The sequence below is a fragment of the Ktedonobacter sp. SOSP1-85 genome (assembly GCF_016587415.1).
Classification (GTDB): domain Bacteria; phylum Chloroflexota; class Ktedonobacteria; order Ktedonobacterales; family Ktedonobacteraceae; genus Ktedonobacter.
In genome coordinates this window covers 1,012,680-1,031,132 of the sequence record NZ_BNJI01000001.1, presented here as the reverse complement: position 1 = coordinate 1,031,132, position 18,453 = coordinate 1,012,680, and the positions used below count along the sequence as shown (strand labels likewise).

The window sequence follows — 18,453 nt, the reverse complement described above, 5'->3', positions numbered from 1 at the left end:
AGTTACATCCTTTCTCCACTATGAGAAACGCAACGCGATGGGCCTGAGAGCGGTGTGAAAAGAGGTCCTAGTCGCCTGTGCTCACCGGCTGCGAGGCCCGAGCATCCAGGGCTTCAGCGGCGGCCTGGACGGCGCGTACAATGTTCTGGTAGCCGGTGCAGCGACAGATGTTGCCTTCCAGACCCTTGCGAATCTCTTCCTCGGAGGGATGAGGATTCCGCTTGAGGAGCTGGGCGGTGGCCATGATCATGCCTGGTGTGCAGAAGCCGCATTGCAGGCCATGTTTCTCCCAGAAGGCCTCCTGAATGGGATGGAGATTGTCCTCGCTGGGGGCCAGGCCCTCAATTGTTGTGACCTCGCATTCATCGGCCTGGACTGCCAGGACGGTACATGATTTAACCGCTTCTCCATTGACATGTACGATGCAAGCGCCACATTGAGAAGTGTTACAGCCGACATGGGTGCCGGTAAGGTCGAGGGCATCACGCAGGTAGTGAACCAGGAGTGTGCGAGGCTCGACCTCAGAGTGATACTGTTTCCCGTTTACCGTGACTGTGATTGCGCGTTTCATCGCCATCGATGGTCCTCCATCTGAGTCTAGTTGTGTGTGCGCCAGGTATCTGGAGCGCATAGACACAAGTGTACAAAGTCTGCGAACATATAGAACGATATCGAGAGTGAGCAGCCCGGAGGCTACTCAGGAGTAAGGCATGTTTTTCGTCTAGAAACAGGGATGACTATGTCGTGTAGGACCTGCTATTAGTGTACAGGATTGGCCTAGAACGAACCCTTCAGGCTACAGTGTGCAGCACAATTGCTACAGGTAGATGTAACATAGTGTTGAGCTATGACAGGTTAAACGTCAACTGCCCTTTTATCCCACTTATAGATGTGGGGCCGGGTTTCCATACGAAAAATGCACAAGGAGAAGCCAGAGGAGCCTGAGTGTAGTGAAAGAAATACATTGAAACACAGAGAAATAGGGATCGAGCGATTGACAAACTGGCCTCTCGTTAGGAGGTTGCGCCCTACTTTTTGAGCGTTCTTACTCGCTGACGAGCGAGAGAAAAAGCCTTAAAAAGGAGGTTCGTGCAGCCTAAAAAAGCGTAGCACACAAAAGCAAGCATTGTCAATGCGACAATGCTTGCTTTTGTGTGCTACGCTTTAATACCCCATATTGCTTATGGGCAGGCAGGGGGCGTCACGTTAGGTATTGTGAAGGTTGGGCAGAACTTAGGGGTGCCGGTTGGCTGACCGCCGGGACCACCTGGATTGCTTGATTGGGTGGGCGAGGGAGAAGGTGTCACAGTTGGCTTGGCCAGGCTAAAGAAGGCCGCGCGATCCTGCCCGACCGAGCAGTGCGAGTCGTCGGGTCCTGCAAAGTCAATGGTGACGATAGAGGTCTTTCCAACCGCGTTCTCATGTCCGGCAGTGGAGATAGGGATAACGACGAGGCCGTCGCTGGAGGTTGTGCCGCTGGCAGTGCTGTCTAAGCCATCGCCCCAGTGGATGGTGGCAGTGGCCGTAGCGCCTGCGACGCCCTGGGGGTTGCCACCGGAATTCTTGGTAAACTTGGCATTGATGCCCAGGGTCAGTTGCTGGGGATCGGCGTTATAGGCTGGTGAGGTCTGAGTGGCCCAGGCGCCGCACCAGTAGCCGGGTGTGGGCGAGGCGGTAACTTGTTTCTGGATATGGTTAGGATCGATGGTGACCGTTACCTGGGGCTTTTCGTTCGCGCTCATGCTATTATCAGGTGCGCCACAGGCGGCAATGATGGTGGTAAATATCACGAGGAAGAGGACGACCGCGCCTTTGAAATAGAGTGAGGCCCTCGCTGAAAGTTTTGGCTGCTTGTTTGGATCTGGTGCTGGTATATGTGGTGCATCCATAAATCATTAACCTTTATCTTTAAATTTGCTTATATGCACGTTGCAGTCAAGTTCTTAAGAGCGCTATGCGCTCAACTGGGACGCAGGAGATTTTTCTCGTGATTATAACATACTAAACGATGTGTATGGTGAGAATTGTGTAGCACGTACCATAAAAGTACTAGATAGAACATGGTTTATCTGGAAGAGATGCATAAGAGGAGAGTGCATGCTCTGTGGAAAAGAAAAGTGGAATATCTTGCATCCCAAAGAGGAGAGAAGATATTCCACCTATGCTTTTTGTGTTGTGATGGAGTGCCTGACTTAGACTACTTTTACCGTTAAATTCATTCCTGGATGGATAGTACAGTAGAACTCAAAGGTGCCAGCGGTTGTGAAGGGCCCAATATTTTTCGAATCATTGCCCGCGAAGTTAATAGTGCCAATATTAGGTGCTCCGGGCTCTGCTCCAGCTTTGGCTTTATTACCCTGCCAGGTACCATTAGTGATAACATGGGGACCACTGACGGTATCGACCAGGGCGATGCTATCACCCTTTTTGACGGTCACTGTTGTGTCGATGAAGTTGGCGGAGCCCATCTTTACCTTGGTGCTAGCTTCGACCTGCTCTTTGATGGAACAAGCGGCGATAATGACGGTGAAGAGTGAGAGGCAAACCATCACAAATAAGAGTTTTTTATACATAAGAGATCCTTTCAGTCCTCCAAGGGCCTGGGTTTTGGTTATGGGGGAGACCGGGTGAGTAAAACCGAAGATGCCTCCCCAGGAAAGCTCATAGTAAATATAGCAAAATCTGCCATACATAGCAAAGAGACAAGGGACTAATGCCCTTGTCTCTTTGTTTATTGAAGTGGTAGCGCATACGGGATTCGAACCCGTGATCTCCGCCTTGAGAGGGCGGCGTCCTAGTCCACTAGACGAATGCGCCAGAGCGTATCACCACTGGGTGATTAGTGCAAGCAAAAAAAGAAGACAAGGGGTTCTCCCTTGCCTCAGGGAAACGTATGGTAGCGCATACGGGATTCGAACCCGTGATCTCCGCCTTGAGAGGGCGGCGTCCTAGTCCACTAGACGAATGCGCCGGACTTTTGATGCTTGCGGGGCAGGTACGCTGCCATCGACTTAGCACGGTGTGAATAATACATGATAGCGGGGCCGTTGTCAAGAGTTTTCCAGGCTATTTCTTCCAGTATTCGAAAAGTCATGAGGCGGCTGTGAAGGCTCATGCATAGAAGCTTGCTTCACGATCTGTGCTGGCTTTTCACTTCTCGCGCCTGCGGCGCTCGCTGGTGATATTGAGGTGAAGTAGGTGAGTGTGCTGCCGGCTAAGCCGGCAGCACACTCACCTACTTCACCTCAAACGTTTGCTTCAGGAATGGATATCAAAGGGCGTGGTCTGACCTCTGAATTGAACAGTGAAGGCCAGGCGCGTCCAACGTTTGGGGAGATGGGGATTGATGTGTATCTGGTCGTCTTTGATGCGTAGGCCCGCGAAGCCAAAGATGATGGCTTGCCAGACCGCGCCCGCGCTGGCCGCGTGGATCCCCTCTGGCGTGTTGCCACGCAGGTTCTCGATATCCACCAGCACGCCCTTCATCAGCAATTGGTAGGCCGCTTGCGTCTCATCGAGCTCGCTGGCCAGGATGGCGTGGAGCGCGGGTGTGAGTGAGGAGCCATAGTCATGATCGGTGATGGGATAGTAGTAGTTCCAGTTGACGCGCTTGGTTTGCTCATCAAACTCTTCGGTGAGAATGGTCAGCAGCATAAGCACATCGGCCTGTTTGATGATACGGTACTTCTGGATCGCGTGGACGCCCAGAAGACCCTGGTAGGAATCCTTGCGACCGTGATACTTGCTTTGATCGAGAGGCTCCAGATTAAAGAAGCCATCAAACTGCTCAAAGAGGCTGGTCTGAGGATCTCGTGGGAGGCGAATTTTATTGCTCACCTCGTGCCAGTGTGCCAGGTCTTGCTCTGTCAGTTCGAGCTGGTGTGCAAGCTGCTCCGCCTTCTCCGGGTGATGTTGTTGTAGCCACTCCAACGCTGCCAGGCCATATTTGATGTTCTGCCGGGCCATGAAGTTGGTGAAGGTGTTGTTGTTAACGTGCTCGTGCCACTCATCGGGACCGATCACATCCGTAATCACATAATCGCCTTTTTCAGGGTCTTCTTCCACGCGGCTGACCCAGAAGAGAGCGCTACTGAGCAGGATCTCGGCGCCAAACTTCTCCATAAAAGTATCATCGCCGGTCACGCGCCAGTAGCGCCAGGTGGCATAGGCAATGCTGGCGGTGATATGGATCTCGATAAAGCCATTGAGGACGGGAATGACCTCGCCCGTTTCAGGATGAATGATGGAGCTAGGCGTTGTCTCCTCGCCACTCAAGGTACTCTCCCAGGGGAATTGGGCGCCCTGGAAACCATTACTGGCCGCCTTCTGGCGCGCGGCATCAAGCAGGCGATAGCGATAGATCAGCAGGTTGCGTGCCACCTCTGGCATGACAAAGGTATAGAAAGGCAGCATAAAGATTTCAGTATCGTGGAAGACATGTCCACGATAGCCAAAGCCAGTCATGCCCTTGGCTGCCACGCTATAGCGACTATCATGGGAGGAGACGTTGATGCGCAGTTGATACAGGTTATAACGTGTTCCAACCTGGGCCTTTTCGTCGCCCTCAATGATAATGTCAGCGCGATTCCAGAATGCACTCCAGGCCTCGCGGTTATTGGCGAGAAGCTGATCATACGGGAACTCTATATCATACTGGAGCTTCTGGAGATGCTGAATGGCTGCTGTGCGGGGATCATCGGTGGCATCCCGCGAGGTATAGATCACGACCAGTTTATCGGCCGAGAAGGTCTGCCCAGGTTCGAGCGTACCGTTGTAGCGGATGGCGGGTGCGATATCTGAGTTGAGCAACTCCTTGCTAAAGTTGGGTGTCTCGCTCTGGAAGGTCGTGGCCATAACAATCTGTACGAGCGTCTTCTTGGTCTCGCAATGTAGCCATTGGAGGTCATCGGTGTTGCCCTGGTCGACGGTCTCCAGGTGCATGACGTCGTAGTTGCCCTCGGCGGTATTGAGTGTCGCGATGATAGCGACTTCACAGGGCTGGCCCTGTGGCGTTTGTTCCAGGGTAGCGCTATAGTGAATGGCGCCTACATGTTCATCGTCAAGGCTGGCGAAACGCTCGCTGGTAACGCGCACTTCGATGCCAGCGGGACTGCGCCAGAGGATGTTGCTCTTGAGCAATCCCTGGCGAAGATCAAGCGAGCGATGATAATCTAAGATGGTGCCGCGATCAAGGCGAAAGCGTTCGCCGTTGAGAAAGAGCTGGATCAAGGTCCAATCGGGGGCGTTGGCGAGTTCCTCCTTGGCGATGGGAATATGATCGAAGACGCCATAGAGGAGTGTCGCGGGATTATTGCGAGGATACCCTTCCTCGAACGTGCCACGTGTGCAGAAATAGCCATTACCAATCGTAAAGACGGTTTCCTGGCTCAGCACCTTTTTGAGTGTTGGATCGAACGCGTCCTCGTTGATGTGCCAGTGATTCACGAAAATCCTCTTTCTTTTCCCTAACCAATCCCTACCATGTGGGTGGCAGACATACCCTTGTGTTGCTTTTTGGGTTCCTCTTATAGACGTCATGATAGTTACTCAACGAGTAAGTCTTTTAAGTGTTTATTCTCCATGGTGGGGAGGACCTTATCAGGGCCATGAAAGCGTGAGGCGGGTCCAATAGCGACCGCCTTCATGCCCGCAGCCTTGATAGCTTGAATGCCAGCATCGGCATCCTCAACACCAATACAGTTGGGGGTAAACACATTGACGAGTCCCGCGGCATAGACGAAGATGTCGGGCGCGGGCTTGCCGTTTACCACGCAGTTGCCATCGGCGATACCGTCGAAGTAGCTGGTCAATTGCAGACGGTCAAGCACCAGGCGACAGTTCTTGCTGGCGGAGGCAATCGCAACTTTGATGCCCGCGCTTTTAATCTCTTCGAGGAGCGCCACGCCGCCAGGCACGACCTCTTTGGGGGTCATGCGCTCAATGAGGGCGTGATAGTAGCGATTCTTGCGCTCCATCATCTCCTGGATCTGGTCCTCGGAATACTGATGACCGCGGATGATATACATCAACGATTCACGGCGCCCCACACCGCGCAGATGCTCGTCATTCTCTTCATGCGTGAGGGGAATGCCCTCGTCATCGGCCAGGTGTTTCCAGGCCTGGTAGTGATATTCAGAGGTATCAGTTAACACACCATCAAGGTCAAAGATAATAGCTTGTGGTTGTGACATGTTTTGCTCCATCTCGAATGCTGTAATCGCGAGCGATAAAGAGGGGAGGGCCTTGCTATGAACTGCGGCATTTCTTCCCCTACTCCATAAACGAATGAGAGACTAAAACAGGCTACAAAAATACTTATGTCTTTGGATGAGTATGGAGTTCATAGAGAATTTTAATACGTGTTAATGATGTTTATAAGCCAGGCAATAACACAGACGTGCTATATAATAGTTCAGCTTCTATGTTAAGTCCGTTTCATGGCCGCTGCATGAATCTTCGTGCCTGTGGCGCTCAGGAGTAAGGGGTATGGGTGAAAACGGCAAAGCTGTTTTTCATCCATACCCCTTACTCCGAGGCAAGAGCAGGAAGGGAAATGAAAATTCCTGTGGGGCAAGACGCTGAATTGAAAGCAACCATATAATCGTATAGTATGTAAGCGATGTAGTAATTACACGAAAATACGCAGGTCGTAAGATACAAGGTCAAATTTATGGGAGGCAGGCAGGCTAATGGAATATCCTGTACAAATTGGATTGCCGCAGATTCTACTCTTCATTTTGTTTGTGGGTGGGCTGGTGCTCTTAATCTCCTCGCTGATGGGATTGGCGGGAGGTCGGCGTGTTGTTGAGTATGTGGATGAGGAGGGAATCCGTCGTTACAAGCGCAGGCGTCGACATATGAGGCCGGGGCGAGGCATTGGCGGCGTGCTGCTGCTACTGCTGGCTGTAGGCATCTTGTGGATCACCTCGCTGACGCAGAGCTATCTTGGCTTGACGGGTGAGATCCAGGTTGGGCGTGTGCATGCGACCACGATTGAAGGCATACCGCACTTAATGAGCCTCGAGCTAACACAGTACGACCAGCACGGCAATACCACGGCCGATAAGACGTACCTGGTGAAGGGTGACCAGTGGATGCTCGAGGGCAATATGCTCAAGTTCCCCGGCTGGTTGAACCTCTTTGGGCTGCACTCGGGCTATAAGTTGACGCGCCTGGAGGGCCGCTATGAGGACGTGAACCTGGAGGCGAAGGGCGAGCGCTCCGTTTATGAATTGAACGGGGGCGATGGACAATTCTTCAAGACTGTGTACAAGCAGGCGTGGAGTTCACCTTTTGTAGAGGCCGCCTATGGCACGGCTGTGTTTCTACCAGCGGATGGGATGACCTATAACATCTATGCCTCGCAGGCGGGATTAGAGGCCAAGCCTGCGAAATAAGGGGGAGCAGAGGCGAGTGCTTCTGCTCCTCTAACTTTTATTTGGTTTTGCCAGGAGACTTGAGCAAGGCAAGTATTTCCTCGCGTGTACGCGTCCATGCCTGCGATTTAGCATCAATCAGCTCGAAATGATCAGTATTTGATAGTTCAACCAGGCGGGCAATATCGCCTGCCTGTTGGGCCTGGCGCAGGTATTCCTGGCTGACGGAGAGGGGAACACAGTCGTCGGCGTCGCCATGAATCAGCACCTGGGGAATCTGGAATGGGAGGAGGGCCGTAGGTGAGGCGCTGGCGTAGTGCTCCCCTACCTCGGCGGGACCGCCTCCCAATAATTCAGCGGCGGCGCCTTTTCCCAGATTGAGTTTCCAGACAAGCTCAAGATCGCTGGCACCTGCCAGGCTGATAACACCAGTAAGCTGGAGTGGTGAGGGACTGAAGAGCTGACTGGTTTTGGCTATGTGTGAGCGGCCCGCCAGCCAGAGGGCCAGGTGCCCGCCAGCCGAGTGTCCCACCGAGATGACGCGGTTCAGATCGAGGGCGTAGGTTGGGGCGACGGGCCGTAAATAATCCGTTGCGACGGCCACATCCTGCAATGTCCCCGGCCAGGCCCCTCCCGGATCGCCAACGCGTCGGTACTCAATATTCCACACCGCGATACCGTGACCGACGAGGTCCTGGGCCAGCCCTTCCATTAGTGTGAGGTCATAAGGGGCGCGCCAGAATCCTCCGTGAATAAGCACCACAACCGGGTGTGAACCCGGCCCTGGCGGTACGTAAAGCTCCCCGAACTGCTGAGATTCTGAGCCATAGGCCAATGAGATTGCTTGCATGGTCAAATCCTCTCCCTGTATGAAGTGTCCTCGCCTGATTATGCATCAGGAGCGAGGCTCTTTACAAGGGGAGGGAGTATCTCGCCAGCTTTCCTGTGAATGACGACATCAGCGTAAGTATCGAGCGTGGTAGGTTCGAGATTAATGATGACGAGCGGCACGTTGCGGCGTAGCGCGATGCGTGGAAGCGTGGAGGCAGGCGTTACTTTCAGCGATGAGCCGATAACGATAAAGAGATCACACTGTGCGGCATATTCCTTGGCGCGGCTAAGCTCGCTTTCGGGTACGCGCTGGCCAAAGAGGATAGTCGCAGCCTTCAGATAGCCGCCACAGAGAGGGCATTGGGGATCGCGCTCGCCATCGTCGATGCGCTGTTGCAAGGCCTCTATGGACGAACGTGCTCCACACAAGGTGCAGCTAGCCATACGTGAGGTCCCGTGCATCTCTACGACGCGTTCGGGGGCATTGCCCGCGTCCTGGTGTAGCCCATCGAAGTTCTGCGTAATCAATCCCAGTAGCAGCCCCAAACGCTCTAAGTCGGCCAGGGCGAGATGCGCTGCGTTGGGGTGTGCGGTGCCCACCTGATGGCGCAACTGGCGCCGGGTCGCCCAATATTTCTGGCGCGCCTCGGCGCTGTTAATAAAGTCCCGATAGCTTACGGGCGGGTTGGCACGCCAGATGGAGCCAGGCCCGCGAAAGTCGGGGATGTCAGACTCGGTACTGATGCCCGCGCCCGTTAAGACCGCGATGCGGCGTGAGACCTGTAGCAGTTCGGTGGCATCTTGCAGTTGTTCCTGTAATGTGAGCATAAGCGATATGGCTGTGTTTTCTGTAAACGAGGAAGAGCTACAAAAACGGCAGAGTTATCATACATATGCTTGTTTGCGTACGATCCTCAGCATTATAGCGAAAGTGCGCGGCCTGTGCAAATTGCCAGATGGCACAGTTGAGAAGTTGTAGGGTCCATGCTGGCATGGACTCCGAGCGAAGCGACCATCCTGCGTTTGGGTATTCCCTATTCGGGGACGCGGCGGCCTGCGGGCCGGGCGAGTCCATGCCAGCATGGACTTTACAACTAAGGCAATGTGAGTTGGGCGTAGGTCGCAACATAGCCTGGTTCCTGGTCCTGGTTATTGGCTTTGCCTGCGACCAGGAGGCCTACCTGGCCTGCCGTATAGTGGCTATCGCTGATACTGGTTGTATGGTTGGCGAGAGTGATGGGGGTATTATTGACTTTAAAGCTATAGGTGCTGCCATGAGCGATGACCTGTAGTGTATTATCCGCGTTGAGGCCAGTGTGGATAGCTTGTACAGCAGTGCTGCTCCAAAGGGTGTTAGGCGTAGGGATACCGTTATTGCTGTCATAGCGTAGGACCATGAGACCACCTTCTCCGTCAATGATGAGGGCATAGCAGGATTGAACGTTTGATCCCGTATAGGAGAGGTGGAAGGCAATGCCATAAAAGCGCTCCTGGGTTCCAGCTTCCTGGTGGAGGGTGACGGTCCAGGTAAAGTCATCTGGCAGCGTGCCGCTGGTCTGAGGACTGGGAAAATGGGTTTTGTTATCATGCACAACAAGGTTATAGCCAGCGCTTGAGAGCGAGTCCGTGGTTGCATTGAGATCCCCCACGGGCCAGCCATGAGGATTGGCGCTGGATTTGAAGGTATCGGTAAAGGCCTGGACTCCCTGGGTGGAAGGTGAGGTCGGCCAGCCCAGGCTAACACCCAGGCGGGGGAGGACATTAGTCGCCACAAGCACGATGGCAAGCAGAATGAAAATAACTGTCATGACTGTAGAGAGCCTGAAGGCGGGCACGCGACGTGGTTGGTGTGTCTGAGGGGGAGCCTGGTAGGGATTGGTCTGTGGCATGGCCCCCTGACCGGTTACGGGCGTGCGATGCGATTGATACTGAGGCGTGGTGAGCGCACCTGCCTGAGTATAGGCTCCGGGCGAGGACGGCAGCGCCTGAGCCGTGGAATAGCTGGGTTGGGTGGGCCTGGCGGATGGATGCGAGGGAAGGGTAAGCGCCGAGGCATTAGAGGAGAACTGCGGCATCGCCGATGAGGGCTGCGAGAGCGTTGTCAGAGCCTGCTCCAGGGCATCGGCCATCTCTTCCGCGGTCTGAAAGCGCTGCTCGGGGCGTTTGGCGAGTGCGCGGAAGGTAATCTGCTCCAGAATTTCGGGAATCTGGGGGTTGGTAGCACGAATGGGGACAGGCGGCTGGAAGGTGTGCTGGTATTGAAAACCGGTAAAGTTTTCGGCCTGGAAGGGGCGCTGGCCCGCAAGCATCTGGTAAAGCACCACACCCAACGCGTAAATATCGCTGCGTGCATCCACAGGCTGTTCGTTAAATTGCTCTGGCGCCATATATGCCGCTGTTCCGACGATCTGACCTATCTGTGTCAGGGCCGGGTTGGCGTGTGCCTGAGCCAGGGTCGCGCGTGGTGCCTCATCATGGGTGGAGAAAAGTTTGGCGATGCCAAAGTCTGAGAGCAGCAGGTGATTCTGGTCGCTGGAGGAGACAAGCATGTTTTGGGGCTTGATATCGCGGTGGACGATGCCCCGGAGATGGGCGTGATGGAGGGCGCGCGCCATCTGGAGGATATAGCGTGTCGCGCGTCGTGGATCAACGGGCTGCCCATCGCGCATATAGTTGCGTAGCGTTCCCCCGCCGACATACTGCATGACCAGGTAGGTCAACGTCTCGCCCTGGATACGGGCCTCGCCGAAGTCATAGACCGACACAATATTGGGATGCTCCAGTTTGGCGATAAGCAGGGCCTCGCGTTTGAAGCGCTCGATAAACTCCGCCTTATCCTGGTGCTGTCCCTGGTCGAGCAGGTGTGGCAGAATCACTTTGAGCGCGACATCACGTTGCAGGCGATCGTGATACGCACGGTAGACGCGTGCCATGCCGCCCTCGCCAATGGCTGCCTTTATCTGATAGGCTTCGATCTGTGTGCCAATGAGTGCATCTTGTGGCATATCAACTCCCGGATAGGTGGTATGGGTGTGCAGGGTAGCAGCCAAGGGCTGCTACCCTGCACACCCATACCACCAAACTCTCTCTTCTATTCTATCATTGTCGAGCTTTTCGTGCTCAAGCATCCTATCAGGTAATGATTGTTGAAACGGTGAGCGTTACGGTTACCGTGACTTGCTTTGAGCCGCTGGTAAAGGTAAGGTAGCCGGTATAGGTTCCGTCTTTCAATTGGACCCTATTGGGAGCAGTTGCAAGTGTTGTCGTCTGCTGCCCCGCGCTCAGTGTACCAGAGGATAGTGAGAGACTCAGCCAGGTGGCAGAACTGGTTGCGCTCCAATCGGAGCTTACGTTACCACAATTGGTTAGCGTAATCTGCGCGCGATCCATGCCGCCATTGACGCTCTTCATGGCAATGGAGGTAGGAGAGGCATTGATGCAAACGACGGTTGCCGCTTTGACGGTAAGCGTGACGGTAAGCGTGCTGTAGCTGGAACTGGCCTGGCTAGAGAAGACGACCGAGGTAGTATAGGTCCCGGCTTTTAACTGGCTGGCATTGGCACTTACTTGAATTGTCTGTGTGCCTGGAGCTTCAATCTGGCCCTGCGAGGGATACACATTGAGCCAGGAGGCGTTCCAACTGGATTGCCAGGTAAGCGTTCCACTACCGCGGGTAGTGAGTGTGGTCGTAGCGGTTGTCGATTGGTTGCTACCAGCGGTTGCGCTTAGTGAGACGCTGGCAGGGTCGACGATGTCCAGGGCGGGTTGGTTTGACGCAGGAGTATCCGTGGTCGCTGGTGTATCTGTAGGAACAGGAGTATCCGTGGCAGTGGATGTGCTGGTCACAGTGGTGGTTGGAGTTGGGAGGTGAACACCATTCTGGGTCACCGTCACTTCAAGTGAGGCTGTGTGCTGGACTGAGTTGCCACTGGCCTGAATAGTATGCTTACCTGGATGCCAGGTATTGTCAACATGGAGTGAGACCTTAAAGGTTCCCAGGGCGCTGACGTTCAGTGTATTGCTTCCACGCGTTGGATGTTGTGTGGAAAGAACGTTTCCAGCCAGCATATTTGTCTGTTGTACGCTGCCAGGGGTTGAACCAGCGGCAAACAGAATGGGTGTGTTGCCATCAAGTGTAAGTGTAACCGAGGTTCCGGGGAGGAAGCCCTGCCCTGAGAGTTGATATGTATTGCCGACCTGCACGACCGAAGCTCCATCCAGGCTGAGAGCGGGAGTAAAGAGCACTAGCCCGAGGGTTCCGATGCTGGCCAGAATCACGAGCACGGTAAGCGCGATTAGCAGCCAGGAGAGGCAACCGGGGTGGCTTGGGGGCGTGGTTGGCTGGGGCGAGCCAGGAGGGCCTGGTTGAGGCGATGATGTCGGTGGCGTATAGACGGGTGGTGGTAGTGAAATGGGTGGCTGGGCCACTGTTGGCAGCCCTCCAGGGGTGAAATTGCCACCAGGACCTGGCATAAGTCCCACCTGCATGTTGCCCATGGGTGAGGGCATATTTGGCGTCCCGTTGGCGCCTGGTATGCCTGGCTGGCTGGGCGTACCCTGGACAGTAGGAACATTGTTAGGTGCTTGCTCAAATGCCGCGCCCATCAAGGGGAGACCGAGGAGGGCTGCGCGTTTACGGCGCTCCTCTTCCTCCTCCTCCGGTGTTGACGCAGGAAAAGGGGTTGGGCGATACATGGGTGTAATAGGCGTAGTGGGAGGCGTGGTGTAGACTGGGGGAGGAGTCGCCGGATTAGACGCGGAAATGGGTGTGTGCGGACCCGAAATCTGGGTCAGGGCATCAGCTTGCAGGACAGGATTATGCTGCCTGGTAAAGTCGTCGCTGGCGAGCTGGTTCAGGCTTTTTCCACAATTCCCGCAGAAACCTGCTTCGGCGGGATTGGGTGTACCACAATGTTTGCAATGCATCATCGTGTAGTCTCTACTTTTCTCTGCTTGGTTGCTAGCAGGGTATGTATAGAAATGAAAAATCCTTCTCTGTGTATATAAAATGCAGTTTGCGACGTCAAAAGTGGAATTGGATAAGAGCTCCACTTCATATGGTACCATGTATTGTTGGGTTCTGAAGTAAAAAATATGACAGTTTCCCTGTGATGTGTACCACAAAATAGTTTCAGAGCTTTACACTGCAAAGACGTGAGCTCAAGGCATTTCTTGTGCATGAAGTGGCGCGCTTGTTATCGGGAGGGAAGAAGCTCCTGCTCTTCGGAGCCGAGGCGATATTTAAGGTCATAGGAGCGAATAAAGGTCAACTCCTCTTCTGTCATGCCATAGTGTTGGGCCAGGAGCGCATCTATGTCATCAATGATCGGCTTGGCTTTTTTTGCATAGACGGTATAGCTGCCGGTTTGTCCCCGGCGGCGATGCAGGGCGTTGTGGCGATAGTCCTGCATTAAATCCTCACAGAGCTGGCACAAGGCCTCAACTATCTGGGGATCCTGGGGATAGGTAAAGCGAAAACCAAAGAGCATATAGTCTTTGAGGTTGAAGGTATCAAACGTGACGGTATAGTACCACCAGAAGAGCGAGCTGTTGAGAAGTGCCACGAAGACATCTCGGTGGTAAGGTGCTTGAAAAGAACAATACTTATTGGATGTGGTGTGATAGGGCCAGGGAAAGTTAATGAAGACCTTCCAGTACAGGCCGCCAGCCGAGCGATAGTACATACAATTCTGATTGGGCTGGGGCGAGAGGTAGCGCTCAATTGTCTCCTGCCGTAGGAGCTTGGCCAGAATCGCGTTCTCACTGGCGTGACCGAACTTTGGATAGTAATGAGGGTTCGCAGCATCAGCGTTCACGGTGACAGGACTGTAAGCGAGCGTAGGGAAGAGGGCCGGGCGCTGTTCCGTGCTCCATTTGCGTATATGCGTGCTGAAGCGTCGCTCTGGTCCACTGGCGCTCGCCAGGTAGATGGCGGTGGGGATGCTGGCAATTTTATGACCTCCAAAGAGCATGGCGGGCCGGAAGTGATAAAACGAGAGCCAGCTTGTGGGAAACCAGCGTTTAAAGCCTCGCAAGAAGGGAAGCATATTGCGCGTGGCGAAGGCCGCCAGGGGCAGGATCATGCCCTGCCTGCCATCTGGAGCGAGAAGCTGGACGCTGCGTTCGATAATATAGGGATAGAGGTTGGCGCAGGCGGCTGTTTCGTAGCGTGGTAGGCGATAGGCGAACTTACGCGCCTCGTACTCTACGTAGGGGGGATTTCCCAGAATGACGCTGAAGCCGCCCTGTTGTTGGATCTCGGGGAAGGTGGCCCACCAGTGAAGAGGCTGATGACTGGCACGCCAGCGGGCAAAGGCTTCGTCATCAGCAGGATCAACGCCATATGTCGCAGCCAGAGCATAGTCGAGTTCGCGCGGCGCCTGCGGATTCGGATAAGTTGCTGGAGCATGAACATAGCCAACCAGCGCATTACCCACATGTAGGTTCTGCTGGAGTGCGGGCAGAGGCTCAATACCTTCCACGCCTTGAAGCTGCGCCAGCAGTTTGAGAAAGAAGCGGAGTGTGCAAATCTCAATGGCCTCCTCCATGAGATCGACACCATACAGGTTGCACGTAATAATGGTCTTGAGCAGGTCATATTTCTGCTGTACGGCAATAGGCCCACTGAGACGGCAGAGACACGCCTCGTAGAGCGGTTCTAGCACATTGAGGGCCGCGAAGAGAAAGGCCCCTGAGCCGCAGGTGGGATCGAGAATCGAGACCCGGCAGAGTTCTGCATAAAAAGTGCGTACCAGTTGCAGAGGAAACGACACTGTGAGCAGATCGAGTACAAAGATCTGTATGTCCAGGTTGTGAGTGATACAAGCATCAAACGTGTGAATCTCGCCCGCTTTGAGTGTGTGCAAGAGATGTGTATAGCGTGCCTGACGTTGTGTGTATTCCTGTGCTGTTTCGCCGGGAAGCTCTGTTTGACACCCCATCTCGGCATAGATATAGCGCTCTGGCTGTGTGCGCAGGAGTTGCCAGTGAGGCGACGATGGCAAGAAGGATTCGGGTGCTTGTTGCGCGACTTTTTGTAGTAGATAGGGGAGCAGGGTATAGCGTGCGATATAGGAGGTCACATCGTCGTGTGTATAGTAGGCCCCCATCTGCTGTTGATTGACATATTGTTCCAGGATATGCCCAAGTATGTCAGGATTGATGACATCTTTCGTGCCAGAAGCAGAGGTTGATGGGTCAAGCTGCCACTCGTAGGTATCGAAGAAGGCGAAGAGTCGCTGAAAACTCTGGTCGGGAAGGTGGAGCGTGGGATAGCGCTGCTCGATGGCGTGCGGCGCGAAGAAGTTGCCCCCCAGGAAGGGAACAGAACCCAGACGTGCGAGTAGCTCAGGTGTGTGCTGGGCTTTGCTCAGGCCTTCGTGAAAGAGCGGTAGCAGGAAGTGGCGGTAGAACGTATCGGGTCCATAGTGTTCTTGTGTCTGCTGGAATTGCTCGAAGAGATAGCGTGGATTGCCCGCCAGGAAGCCCCGCTGTTGCAGGAAGGCGAGGAAGAGCAGGCGATAGAGCAGCAACGAGGCATAGTGCTCGCGCTCACGGCTCTCTTCAATACTCGAGAGCGCAGCGAGAAAGTGGTAGCGCTCCTGCTCAAATTGCTTATAAAAGCGGCGAATAACCTGTTCTTGTGTTTTCTTCACCCAGGCAACCCCTGATCTCTACTGAAACAAAAAATCTTCTAGTATAGCAACGTATAGTTGTGCTGTTTGTATGACATTTTATCCAATCGGGTAGGACCAGCTATACTTCGTTGTGGGCGGCGCGGTATTTCTGATCGTAGTGCAAGAGGAATGATAGCTCTTCTGCCGTAAAGCCATAAAACTCAGCCAGAAGTGTATCGATCTGATCAAGTAAGGGGCGTGAGCGGGAGAGCATGTATTCCATCAGCTCAATACGCAGGCCCGCGTGCGTATGTTGTACATTCTCGCGCGTATGGCGAGTACTGTGGTGTGCATGACGGAGAATATCGTGTTCCAGCGCAAGGGCGAGCTCCTGGAGCTGAGCGCTATCAAGGAGCTCGCGGGGCAAAGGGAAGGCCTTGACCAGGGTATGTGTCAGGTGAAAGCCATCCGAGTGGGTCGCGAACCAGGTATAGAAGAGCGAACTATTCATCACAGCCATAACCACGCGTGCCAGTGGCTCAGAGGAGAAGTAGAGGAAGCGGCCATGCGGAGGTGTCATAAGCACCCCATTCTTTTTGTAGAAGGGAATATGGCAGACGGCCTTTGTCCAGTAGTTGGTTGCCTCCTGGTAATACACAAAGTAGGGTGTACAGCCAGGCGCCAGTAGTGAGCCAAGTGCCACCTGGTCGGGGAGACGCGCCAACGTATGCAAAATCTGGGCATGAGGAGGCGCGGCCAACTTCAGAAAGGTCGTGGTGGCTGGCGCGCTATCCAGGGGCGTATAGTGAATCAGCTCAATGAGTTGGGGGCGTTCAGAGGCATACCAGCGCTGGATGCGGGTGCTATAAGTTTGGTGCGCAGCGGAGGTTGATGTGTCGCGTCGTGCGAGGAGCAGGGTAAGGCGCTGAAAGGCGCCCTCAAAGAGGCGGCAGGGGAAGATCTCAAAATGCGCGAGCCAGAGTGTGGCTGAGGATTGGCGTAACAGGGCGCGGAGCGAGGCGAAGCGTGGACTGCCACAGAGACTCAAGGGGACAAGCAAGCCAAGATAGCTCTGATCGGCGCGGCTGAGCTGTAAGGTGCGTAGGAGTACCTCCGCGTAGAGATTTCCATATGTTGGCGTCCTGGAGCGTGGAGGTTGATCAAGCAGGCTGGCCGGAGCGCGTTGTAGCTCCAGGTAAGGCGGGTTGCCGAGAACGATATCAAAGCCGCCGCGTGCCATAACCTGAGGAAAGAACGAGGGCCAGGAGAAGGCGGGCATGGTATCAGAGAGGATATCGCCAGAACAAATATGCTCTTCTAAGTTAGGCGGGAGCGGCTGGCGAGCGGAGGGAGGTGCGCACGCTAGCAGTGCCAGTAAAAGCTGGAGCTGACAGATAGTCGTTGCCTCCTCTAAAAGATCAATGCCATACAGGTTATGGGTAAGGATGGCGTGTAGCACGAAATAGTCCCTGCCGGGCGAACTGGTCACGGAGGCGCGAAGCTCCTGGCAGCGTGGGTGGGTTGTGAAGGAGCATAGACGTTGCAGGCAGGCGCTATAGAGCACCTGGAGGAGATCAAGGGCGGTGCAGAGAAAGGCCCCACAGCCACAGGTAGGATCGAGGACGCTTACATGCTCAAGGGTATCGTAGAAGGCCAGAAGGGTCTCAACATCCTCACACAGCGTTAGGGCATCCAGCAGAAATTGGCGCGCATCCAGATTATTAGTGACAAGTTCCATGGGTGTTGCGATACCTTCGTGTTCGAAGTGGGCTTTCAACTGTGCGAGGCGTGCGTGGCGCATGGCATGTTCAAAAGCTGTTTCCAGGGGGAGAAAGTTTGACTCCTGGAGCGCCGCTGGCAGGTAACGCGAGGGAGTGAAGTGGCTCAGAGGGAGCGCCAGCATAGCGTGAAGAGCGGAAGGTGTGATACGTTTTGCGAGAGTGTCTAAGAGATAAGGGATAAGCGTATTGCAGGCCATATAGTATGTAATATCCTCGCTGGTATAGTAGGCCCCCATCTTCTTCTGGTTGAGGTGCTGCTCGTACAGACAGGACAGCGCAACAGGCGTGAGGCTTTGTGTGTCGGACGGTTGCCTGGCAATCTGCCATGTATAGGTGTCAAAGAGACCGTAGGCAGCCCGGAAGGCGCTATCAGGCAAGCTAGCAGGCCTGCCTGTATATTCCATGGGAGAAAGGCGAAAGAGTGGGAGAGGAAGATGGGGAAGGGTATGAAACCGCGCGTCTTGTGATGGCTCACCAAGAAGTGCTGCTAGCAGCGGGAGGAAATACTGCGAGTAATAGGTATCTGGCTCATCATGGTGTTCCTGATGCTGCTCCAGGCTGTGGCGCATATAATCGGGATCTGCCTCCAGGAAATCCGCCTTTTGCAGAAAATAGAGTGTTGCCAGGCGCAGCAGAAGGCGTAGCGCCAGGGCGGAGCGCTCCTCATATGCCAGGTCGCCGGTTATCGCGCCTGCTATCTGGGCGTGCAAGCGTTGACACTGGTGGCAGAAGCGTTTGACGATTGAGTGTGGGCGTTTCGGCCCACGCCTGGATAGAGAGTCCATGAAACGTGTTCCCTCTCCTCTGGCATGTCTTCTTTTATTGTGTTGTTAGACGCATATCTTTGTC

At 54.4% G+C, this 18,453-nt stretch carries 12 protein-coding genes and 2 tRNA genes; 1 reads left to right on the top strand and 13 read right to left on the bottom strand.

The genetic code is table 11. The features are described 5' to 3' along the window. Window positions 1-67 precede the first annotated feature (67 nt). The 7 genes from KTE_RS04585 to pgmB form a co-directional block, all read right to left on the bottom strand. Window positions 68-577, bottom strand: a complete 510-nt coding sequence (locus KTE_RS04585) for a (2Fe-2S)-binding protein (RefSeq protein WP_201379013.1) — start codon at window positions 575-577, stop codon at window positions 68-70. Between the two features lie 604 nt (window positions 578-1,181). Next, entirely contained in the window at window positions 1,182-1,889 is a 708-nt protein-coding gene (locus KTE_RS04580) for a hypothetical protein (RefSeq protein ID WP_201379011.1), read from the bottom strand. A gap of 303 nt (window positions 1,890-2,192) precedes the next feature. Next, the gene (locus KTE_RS04575; RefSeq protein WP_201379009.1) at window positions 2,193-2,573 is read right to left on the bottom strand and encodes a plastocyanin/azurin family copper-binding protein; all 381 of its coding nucleotides are present in this window, start codon (window positions 2,571-2,573) and stop codon (window positions 2,193-2,195) included. Between the two features lie 167 nt (window positions 2,574-2,740). Continuing rightward, window positions 2,741-2,817 (bottom strand) — tRNA-Glu (locus KTE_RS04570). Window positions 2,818-2,894: 77 nt separating this feature from the next. Further along, window positions 2,895-2,971: transfer RNA gene (locus KTE_RS04565), tRNA-Glu, on the bottom strand. A 287-nt stretch (window positions 2,972-3,258) separates the two neighbouring features. Further along, entirely contained in the window at window positions 3,259-5,445 is a 2,187-nt protein-coding gene (locus tag KTE_RS04560; protein WP_201379007.1) for a glycoside hydrolase family 65 protein, read from the bottom strand. A 98-nt stretch (window positions 5,446-5,543) separates the two neighbouring features. Then, window positions 5,544-6,191 carry a beta-phosphoglucomutase gene (pgmB, locus tag KTE_RS04555; protein ID WP_201379005.1) on the bottom strand — a complete coding sequence of 216 codons (648 nt, stop codon included), beginning with the start codon at window positions 6,189-6,191 and terminating at the stop codon, window positions 5,544-5,546. A 498-nt stretch (window positions 6,192-6,689) separates the two neighbouring features. On the opposite strand from pgmB, the gene KTE_RS04550 reads away from it, so the two are divergent. After that, window positions 6,690-7,397, top strand: coding sequence for a hypothetical protein (locus KTE_RS04550; protein ID WP_201371822.1), 708 nt, complete (start codon window positions 6,690-6,692; stop codon window positions 7,395-7,397). Between the two features lie 37 nt (window positions 7,398-7,434). Here the strand turns inward: KTE_RS04550 and KTE_RS04545 are convergent, their stop codons facing one another. From KTE_RS04545 to KTE_RS04520, 6 genes are all read right to left on the bottom strand, one after another. Continuing rightward, on the bottom strand, window positions 7,435-8,226 hold the full coding sequence (locus KTE_RS04545) for a S9 family peptidase (protein ID WP_201379003.1): 792 nt from the start codon (window positions 8,224-8,226) through the stop codon (window positions 7,435-7,437). A gap of 38 nt (window positions 8,227-8,264) precedes the next feature. Then, the gene (locus tag KTE_RS04540) at window positions 8,265-9,035 is read right to left on the bottom strand and encodes a Sir2 family NAD-dependent protein deacetylase (protein WP_201379002.1); all 771 of its coding nucleotides are present in this window, start codon (window positions 9,033-9,035) and stop codon (window positions 8,265-8,267) included. Between the two features lie 266 nt (window positions 9,036-9,301). Continuing rightward, a complete protein-coding gene (locus KTE_RS04535; RefSeq protein WP_201379001.1) occupies window positions 9,302-11,212 on the bottom strand; it encodes a serine/threonine-protein kinase in 1,911 nt (636 codons plus the stop codon). A gap of 127 nt (window positions 11,213-11,339) precedes the next feature. Beyond that, window positions 11,340-13,136 (bottom strand): zinc ribbon domain-containing protein, encoded by a 1,797-nt coding sequence (locus KTE_RS04530; RefSeq protein ID WP_201378996.1) that lies wholly within the window; start codon window positions 13,134-13,136, stop codon window positions 11,340-11,342. Window positions 13,137-13,402: 266 nt separating this feature from the next. After that, a complete protein-coding gene (locus KTE_RS04525) occupies window positions 13,403-15,862 on the bottom strand; it encodes an Eco57I restriction-modification methylase domain-containing protein (RefSeq protein WP_201378994.1) in 2,460 nt (819 codons plus the stop codon). Between the two features lie 100 nt (window positions 15,863-15,962). Beyond that, window positions 15,963-18,389: an Eco57I restriction-modification methylase domain-containing protein gene (locus KTE_RS04520; protein ID WP_201378992.1), complete on the bottom strand. Its 2,427-nt coding sequence runs from the start codon at window positions 18,387-18,389 to the stop codon at window positions 15,963-15,965. Window positions 18,390-18,453: the final 64 nt, after the last annotated feature.